Origin of the sequence: Oceanobacillus caeni, assembly GCF_042678465.1 — a bacterium.
GTDB lineage: Bacteria > Bacillota > Bacilli > Bacillales > Amphibacillaceae > Oceanobacillus > Oceanobacillus caeni.
Map to the genome: position 1 here is coordinate 1 of NZ_JBHTKV010000014.1, position 4,672 is coordinate 4,672.

Consider the following 4,672-nt stretch of genomic DNA (forward strand, 5'->3'; position numbering starts at 1 on the left):
AACTATATTTATAATTTGAAAAAATATAGAATTTGAACCTTGTTTACTTAGGCACATGGAAGTATGAATAATTAAGGTATAATTAACATTCAAATTATTTTTGTGGTGAAACGACTCACACTACCATAAAATAAAGTAAACAACTTAGGTGTGATGACATGAAGCGTAAATATCTTATTATTATAGGAATTTTATTAGTTTTAGCAATCGTATTTATTTCTTATTTAAGTGAATTAAACCCACCTGTTAGCCAGCAAACCTTTAAAAGAGCAGAAGTAACAAACCAAGAGGAAGAACCCTCGAAAGCGGAAGAGCAGACGGAGCCATCTATAGAAAACAGGGATGTGGAAGAACATACACCTAATGAACATACTTCTCTTCAAGAGGAAAGGCCCCTTCCAGACAGGATATCTGAAGTACTAGAAACCACCTTAAACTTCTTCTTGTCTAATCATACACGAGTTGTCGCAATTGGGGACTCCTTAACGCAAGGTGTAGGCGATGAAACAAACCAAGGTGGATATGTTGGAATATTGGAACGAACGATTAATGAAAATAATGAAATAGCAAAATTTGAAAACTACGGAAAGCGCGGAAACCGCTCGAACCAATTGTTAGAACGGTTAAATGAAAGGGAAATCCGTTCTTCTATTAAAAGGGCTGACATTGTCCTCGTTACCATTGGGGCAAATGATATTATGCAAGTTGCAAAAGAGAATATTATGAATTTAAAACTTAACGATTTTATTGAGCAAAGAGGCCATTACGAACAGAACCTCAGAAAAATCGTAAATATAATAAGGAATTTAAATGGAAATGCTGAAATTTACCTTGTTGGTTTCTATAATCCATTTGAAAAGTATTTTCAAGACATTGATGAGTTAAACACTATTGCGGAAACTTATAATAGCACAACAGAAAGCATTGCCGAAATGAATGATCATGTAACGTTTGTCCCAACCAGCGATTTATTCCGGGACACAGATACGAGTTTATTTTCGGAAGATAACTTTCATCCCAATTATCAGGGGTATCGCAAAATTGCTGAACGGGTATTGGAATATATATCACATGACATTATGAGTGAAGAGAGTTGAAAACCATGAATACACAAGAAGGGACAAAAAACGAAAATAATAAGTGGAAAAAGCTATTTTACAGTTTATTAGGTTTCAATATCCTGGTCTTCATAGTTCTTCTTATTCTTATTTTTTGGCCTGTATCTGAATTGAATCCAAAGCCACATTCAGAAGACATAATAAATGAAAGTTCGGAGTTTGTAGTTCGAACAACAAAACAAAATCTAAATGAATTGATTAATGCCTACCTTGAACAGGTGCTTCATAATTCAAGACATCAATACCGTATTCTACTAGAAGACGATGTACAGTTAAGAGGAGAACTACCTGTTTTTAATACAACAGTTCCTCTTTCCGTTCATCTAGAACCATTTGTTCAAGAAAATGGTGACATCATATTGAAACAGCGTTCCATTTCAATTGGCTTATTGGAATTACCCAATCGGAAAATAATGGAATATATGGGGAAATATTTAGATATGCCCGAGTGGGTTACCATTAATCCAAAGAACGAAGAAATATATGTTGCAGTAACAGATATGGATATCAAAAGTAATTTCAACGTGTCGGTAGAACGGATAGATTTAGAAGCAAATGATTTGGCATTCCGTATACAAATTCCATACAAAACGTTGGGAATAGATGCATTAGAATAGTTAGGCTTTTAGGCGAAAAAATAGCGAAGGGAATTCACCCCTTCGCTATTTTAATACGTTTTAACTTTTTAGATAGATAGAATGGTAGAAAAAAACGCTGAAGTTGCTCTTCTTCTTCCATCTCCTCTTTATAATAACTTTCAAGAACTCCCTTATACATTAAATGAAGGCCTTCCAGCATTCGTATATCTTCTGGCTTCACGAAACAAATAGACTTTGAAAATTGAATTTGTTTTACTTCATTTAGTAGAGAAGCAATAAACTGAGAACAGAAAAAGGCATTCCTGCGCTTCCATTCAATTTGTAAAAGAACACCAAATAATCCAATAAAATTGTATTTATAAGCATCTTTTTTCGCTTCCATTTCACAAATTCGTTCCAAAATTCGATGATACTCCAAATCTTCTACAGCAAGTTGATAAATCTCACATTCCGATTTTCTTAGAAAACCACAACGGACATCTTCTTTCACAAATCCACCAATAAAAGGATTTCTCACATTTTTACGCCCAAAACTATAAACATCTATTAATTGTTGATCAAAACTAATAGATACATGGGTTAACGATTGACCTGTAAACAACCGAATCACTCTCGCTAACAAGGTACCCGTATTCGTAAACAATAAGTATATTACTTTCTCTTCCATGACTTTCCCTCTTCTCTTATATGAGTTTATTCGGAATACCTTAAGCTTTTATGTTTTATATATCTCTTTCATACATTCCTAAACGGGCGCTTCCGCTTTTTTATAATATGACAGTTTTTTTATATTTTTCAATAGTTATTTTACGGCTGTTCTATAATAATTGTTACTTTTCATTGACGTATCTAGTGAAATGACGTAAGCTAACTTTGATTACTTTTTAAATTGGAGGCAGTTTAGTTACATGATTACGGTTACGAATGTAAGTTTACGATATGGCGATAAAAAATTATTTGAAGATGTAAATCTAAAATTCACTCCCGGAAATTGTTATGGTGTAATCGGTGCGAATGGTGCAGGTAAATCGACGTTCCTAAAAATTTTATCTGGTGAAATCGAACCTCAATCAGGCAATGTATCTCTAACTCCAGGTGAACGTCTTGCTGTTCTAAAACAGGACCACTTCGCTTATGAAGATCATCAAGTATTGGACACCGTATTAATGGGCCATGAGCGCCTATATAAAGTAAAGCAAGAAAAAGATGCTATTTACATGAAAGGTGACTTTACCGAAGAAGATGGTATGCGTGCTGCAGAACTCGAAGGTGAATTTGCTGAAATGAACGGTTGGGAAGCTGAATCTGATGCTGCTGTTCTATTAAAAGGACTTGGTATTGATGAATCCCTTCATATGCTAACTATGTCAGAGCTTACTGAGGACGATAAAGTGAAAGTATTGCTTGCCCAAGCTTTATTTGGTAACCCTGATATTCTTCTACTGGACGAGCCTACGAATGGTCTTGATATTCAAGCAATTCAGTGGTTGGAAGAGTTCCTCATTAACTTTGAAAATACTGTTATCGTAGTATCCCACGATCGTCACTTTTTAAATAAAGTGTGTACACACATTGCTGACGTTGACTTTGGTAAAATCCAAATTTATATTGGAAACTATGACTTCTGGTATGAATCAAGCCAGTTAGCTACAAAGATGGCACAAGAAGCTAATAAGAAAAAGGAAGAAAAGATTAAGGAATTGCAAGCATTTATTGCTCGATTCAGCGCAAATGCATCTAAATCAAAACAAGCAACTTCTCGTAAAAAATTACTAGATAATATTACATTGGATGATATTAAACCATCTTCTCGTAAATATCCTTACATTGCCTTTACCCCTGAAAGAGAGATTGGAAATGACTTACTACGTGTGGAAGGATTAACAAAAACGATTGGTGGCAAGAAAGTTTTAGACAATGTGAGCTTTACGTTAAATAAAGATGATAAAGTTGCTTTTGTTGGTCCGGATGATATTGCCAAAACAACTCTATTTAAAATTTTAATGGGTGAGATGGAACCTGATGCAGGTAGTTTTAAATGGGGAGTAACTACTTCTCAGTCTTATTTCCCTAAAGATAACTCGGAGTTCTTTGAAAACAGCGATCTCACTTTAGTAGATTGGCTCCGTCAATTTTCACCTGAAGATGAAACAGAAACATTCCTACGTGGATTTTTAGGTAGAATGTTGTTCTCTGGGGAACAAGCTTTGAAAAAGGCAAATGTTCTATCTGGTGGAGAAAAAGTTCGCTGTATGCTTTCTAAAATGATGTTATCCCATGCAAATGTGTTAATCATGGATGAACCGACAAACCACTTAGATCTTGAATCGATTACATCTCTAAATAATGGTTTAATGAAGTTTAAAGGGTCTATCTTATTTACCTCCCATGACCATCAATTCGTTAATAGTATTGCAAACCGTTTGATTGAAATCACACCAAACGGCTTGATTGATAAAGAAATGAGTTATGATGAATACGTGCGAGATAAGAAATTACAGAAACAAATTAAAGAAATGTATGCAAGCTAATTCTTTAGCACTCCCAATATTTATAAGGGAGTGCTTTTTGGTTTTTTATAATTCTGTACTTAATATATATCAGCATTCTTTCCTCTGATATCAATACTTCTCAAGATATCAGTACTACTTCTCAGATATCAGCACTACTTCCCAGATATCAGTACTACCTCCCAGATATCAGCACTACTTCCCAGATATCAGCACTACTTCCCAGATATCAGCACTACTTCCCAGATATCAGCACTACTTCCCAGATATCAGCACTACTTCCCAGATATCAGCACCACTTCTCTGATATCAGCACCACTTCTCTGATATCAGCACCACTTCTCTGATATCAGCACTACTTCTCTGATATCAGCACTACTTCCCAGATATCAGTACTACTTCTCAGATATCAGCACTACTTCTCAGATATCAGCACTACTTCTCT

Annotated in this window: 4 protein-coding genes; 3 read left to right on the forward strand and 1 reads right to left on the reverse strand. The window is 35.0% G+C overall.

What is annotated here, in order from left to right; translation table 11 throughout:
- Positions 1 to 158 precede the first annotated feature (158 nt).
- Entirely contained in the window at positions 159 to 1,097 is a 939-nt protein-coding gene (locus ACFQ18_RS11025; RefSeq protein WP_204798372.1) for an SGNH/GDSL hydrolase family protein, read from the forward strand.
- A 5-nt stretch (positions 1,098 to 1,102) separates the two neighbouring features.
- Complete coding sequence (locus ACFQ18_RS11030) at positions 1,103 to 1,735, forward strand: YpmS family protein (RefSeq protein ID WP_047184500.1); 633 nt, start codon at positions 1,103 to 1,105, stop codon at positions 1,733 to 1,735.
- 34 nt (positions 1,736 to 1,769) lie between these two features.
- Here the strand turns inward: ACFQ18_RS11030 and ACFQ18_RS11035 are convergent, their stop codons facing one another.
- Entirely contained in the window at positions 1,770 to 2,384 is a 615-nt protein-coding gene (locus ACFQ18_RS11035; protein ID WP_047184488.1) for a hypothetical protein, read from the reverse strand.
- 241 nt (positions 2,385 to 2,625) lie between these two features.
- On the opposite strand from ACFQ18_RS11035, the gene ACFQ18_RS11040 reads away from it, so the two are divergent.
- Positions 2,626 to 4,248 carry an ABC-F family ATP-binding cassette domain-containing protein gene (locus tag ACFQ18_RS11040; protein WP_047184487.1) on the forward strand — a complete coding sequence of 541 codons (1,623 nt, stop codon included), beginning with the start codon at positions 2,626 to 2,628 and terminating at the stop codon, positions 4,246 to 4,248.
- Positions 4,249 to 4,672 lie beyond the last annotated feature (424 nt).